This window comes from Hamadaea sp., from assembly GCF_013362815.1.
GTDB lineage: Bacteria > Actinomycetota > Actinomycetes > Mycobacteriales > Micromonosporaceae > Hamadaea.
This window is the reverse complement of the sequence record NZ_JABFVK010000012.1, coordinates 1-3221: the sequence shown is the minus strand read 5'-3', so window position 1 is coordinate 3221 and position 3221 is coordinate 1. Positions and strand designations below refer to the sequence as shown.

4 protein-coding genes are annotated in these 3221 nt (G+C 67.8%); 3 read left to right on the top strand and 1 reads right to left on the bottom strand.

Annotation, left to right across the window (positions count from 1 at the left end; all coding sequences use genetic code 11):
- Positions 1–245, bottom strand: a 245-nt coding sequence (locus HOV77_RS05000; RefSeq protein WP_290858066.1) for a glutamine synthetase, incomplete at its 3' end; no start/stop codon positions are given.
- Positions 246–594: 349 nt separating this feature from the next.
- Here HOV77_RS05000 and HOV77_RS04995 point away from each other — a divergent pair.
- The 3 genes from HOV77_RS04995 to HOV77_RS04985 form a co-directional block, all read left to right on the top strand.
- Positions 595–1257 (top strand): DUF3105 domain-containing protein, encoded by a 663-nt coding sequence (locus HOV77_RS04995; RefSeq protein WP_290858064.1) that lies wholly within the window; start codon positions 595–597, stop codon positions 1255–1257.
- Positions 1254–1874, top strand: coding sequence for a DUF305 domain-containing protein (locus HOV77_RS04990; RefSeq protein WP_290858062.1), 621 nt, complete (start codon positions 1254–1256; stop codon positions 1872–1874). The genes HOV77_RS04995 and HOV77_RS04990 overlap by 4 nt, the downstream gene beginning before the upstream one ends.
- A 223-nt stretch (positions 1875–2097) precedes the next feature.
- Positions 2098–3221 (top strand): protease pro-enzyme activation domain-containing protein (locus HOV77_RS04985; protein ID WP_290858060.1); only part of this gene is annotated, 1124 nt, incomplete at its 3' end.

Genomic DNA, 3221 nt, shown 5'->3' with positions numbered 1-3221 from the left:
CGCCAGGGCAGGATCTGGAAGGTCGACGGGTCCGGCTTGGCGATCATGTCGGACTCGTAGACCCGGGCGAAGCCCTCGATCGCCGAGCCGTCGAAGCCGATGCCCTCGTCGAAGGCCTGCTCCAGCTCGGCGGGGGCCACGGCAACCGACTTGAGGAAGCCCAGCACGTCCGTGAACCACAGGCGTACGAACCGGATGTCGCGCTCCTCCAACGTCCGGAGCACGAACTCCTGCTGCTTGTCCATCTTCCGCTTCCCCATCCTTGCTGGTCAGGCCGCCTGCCTCCGGTCCCGCGAGAGACGGTCGGGCACCTGAGCATCCCACCACAACACCATTTCATCCGTGTTGCGGACCATGATCGGCAGGCCGACGCCCGGTTGAACGCCTCACGTCCGACAGGTGTACTGTTCTGCGCCCATCTTGCCTGCTCGGACGCGCGGAAGTAATGCCGGGCGGGCCGCAACCTGCGAGGCCCGGGGCGTGAGCGGAACCCGATCTTCGGCCATTCCTGTGCCCGCCCTACGAGAGACCCGGTCCTCCCTATTACGATCAGCGGACCCGATCGGCCCCCTTTCCCCAGAAGGACACAACCCCATGGGCTCCGCCAAGAAGAAGGAATCCGCCGCACGGCAGGCGCGTATAGCCGAGATGCGGCGGGCCGAGCAGGCTCGCGAGCGCCGTAACCGGCTCCTCACGATCGGGGCGAGCGTGGCGGTCGTGGCCGCTCTCGTCGTCGGCGCCGTCGTGCTCGTGCAGTCGCAGGACGACGACAGCAGCACCGCGTCCGACTCGAAGAACCCGGGGCACTGGACCACGGGCAAGGACGGCGTGAAGACGTGGTCGGCGAAGCTGAGCCAGACGCATGTCACCAAGACGGTGAAGTACCCGATGACGCCCCCGGCCGGCGGTGACCACAACGCGGTCTGGCAGAACTGCAACGGCGACGTCTACACCAAGGCGCTCGACAACATGAACGCGGTGCACTCGCTGGAGCACGGCGCGGTCTGGGTGACGTACACCAGCAAGGCCAAGAAGTCCGACGTGGAGGCGCTCGCGGCGAAGGTGAAGGCGACGCCGTACACGCTGATGAGCCCGTACGAGGACCAGGCGGACCCGATCATGCTGACGGCGTGGGGCCACCAGCGGACGGTGACGAGCGCGAGCGACCCGAACGTGGCGAAGTTCTTCGAGAAGTACGTCCAGGGCGAGCAGACGCCGGAGAAGGGCGCGGTGTGCACGGGCGGTAAGGCGCAGTGAGGCAGGTCGGCTGGATCGCGGGGACCGCGGCGGCGGTGCTCGTCGCGGCCGGCGCGGTCACCTACGCGGTCGCCGACGGCGACGACGCCACGGCCACGCCCACCGCCGACTCCGCGGACGCGGGCTTCGCGCGGGACATGGCGGTGCACCACCAGCAGGCGGTGGAGATGTCGTTCATCGTGCGCGACCGCACCGAGAACGAGGACGTGCGCAGGCTCGCGTTCGACATCGCGCAGACGCAGGCCAACCAGCGCGGCATGCTGCTGGGCTGGCTGGATCTGTGGGAGCTGCCGAAGGTGTCGTCCGACCCGCCGATGACCTGGATGGACATGGGCGGCATGGCCGACGGCAAGGACGGCGCGCTGATGCCGGGCATGGCGACCAACACCGAGTTGAGGAAACTCCGGAAGCTCAGCGGCAAGCAGGCCGAGATCTTCTATCTGCAGCTGATGACCGAGCACCACAAGGGCGGCATCCACATGGCCGAGGGCTGTGTCGCGCGCTGCACGGTGAAGGTGGAGAAGGACATCGCTCAGGGCATGGTGAACGCCCAGGAGTCCGAGATCGACCTGATGACGGACATGCTCAAGGAGCGGGGCGCGAAACCGCGTTCATAGCGCGCGGCGGCTCGCCATAGAGGGTTTCCCCTCGGTCCTCATAGCGTGTTAACCCTCAAATGGCCTTGTCATTAGGTTAATTGGGCTCTTCTTGGGATTCGTATTCCCCTCGCATGAACGGTTCGTCGAAAGAGTGGCCCCCGGCGAGTGATCCACTCGCGACGAACCGCATACAGGGGGTTCCATGAGATCCAACCGCGCAAGAACGCGCGCCGGAGTGAGCATGGCAGCGACACTGCCGATGATCGCCGGCGCGCTCGCGCTCGGTATACCCGCGGCGCACGCCTCGGACTCCCCGGCCCGTGACACGCTGACCGGAACGAAGCCCGCGTGGGCCACGACCAAGGCCGACAAGGGTGCCACCGCCGACAGTTCGCGGGTCTCGGCCCGGGTCTATCTGGCGGGCAAGGACGCGGCCGGCCTCGCCGCGTACGCGAAGTCGGTGTCCGACCCGTCCTCGGCGTCGTACGGCAGGTACCTGAGCGCCGGTCAGGCGCAGTCCCGCTTCGGCGCGACGAAGGCCCAGGTCGCCGCCGTGAAGTCCTGGCTGACGTCGGCCGGCCTGAAGGTCACCGGCGTCTCGCAGCACTACGTCTCCGTCACCGGTGACGTGGCCGCCGCCGAGAAGGCGTTCGGCACCCAGCTGCACAACTACGCCAAGGGCAGCAAGACTTACCGCGCGCCCTCGAAGTCGGCGTCCGCGCCGGAGAGCCTGAACGGTGCCGTCCTGACCGTCACCGGCCTGGACAACGCCCCGCACAAGGCCGACCACGACGAGCAACTGCCGGGCCCCGGAGCCGTGTTCAAGAACTCCGGCCCGTTCTCGTCGTACTACGGCTCCAACATCGCGAGCACGCTGCCCGACGCGTACGGCACCAAGATCCCGTACGCCGTGCAGGGTTACACCGGCAAGCAGCTGCGTGCCGCCTACGGGGCGGGCAAGTACACGGGCAAGGGGGTGCGCGTCGCCATCACGGACGCGTTCGCCTCCCCGACCATCGCCTACGACGCGGCCACCTACGCGAAGAAGCACGGCGACGCGGCCTACACCACGGGCCAGTTGAAGCAGGTCCTGCCCAAGAACTACACCCACACCGGCGCCGACGAGTGCGACGCCTCCGGCTGGTACGGCGAGGAGACCCTCGACGTCGAGGCCGTGCACGCGGTCGCGCCGGACGCGCAGATCACGTACGTGGGCGCGGCGTCCTGCTACGACGACGATCTGCTGGACTCGCTCAGCAAGATCGTCGACAACCACCTCGCCGACATCGTCTCCAACTCCTGGGGCGACATCGAGGCCAACCAGACGCCGGACCTCGCGGCCGCCTACGACCAGGTCTTCCAGTT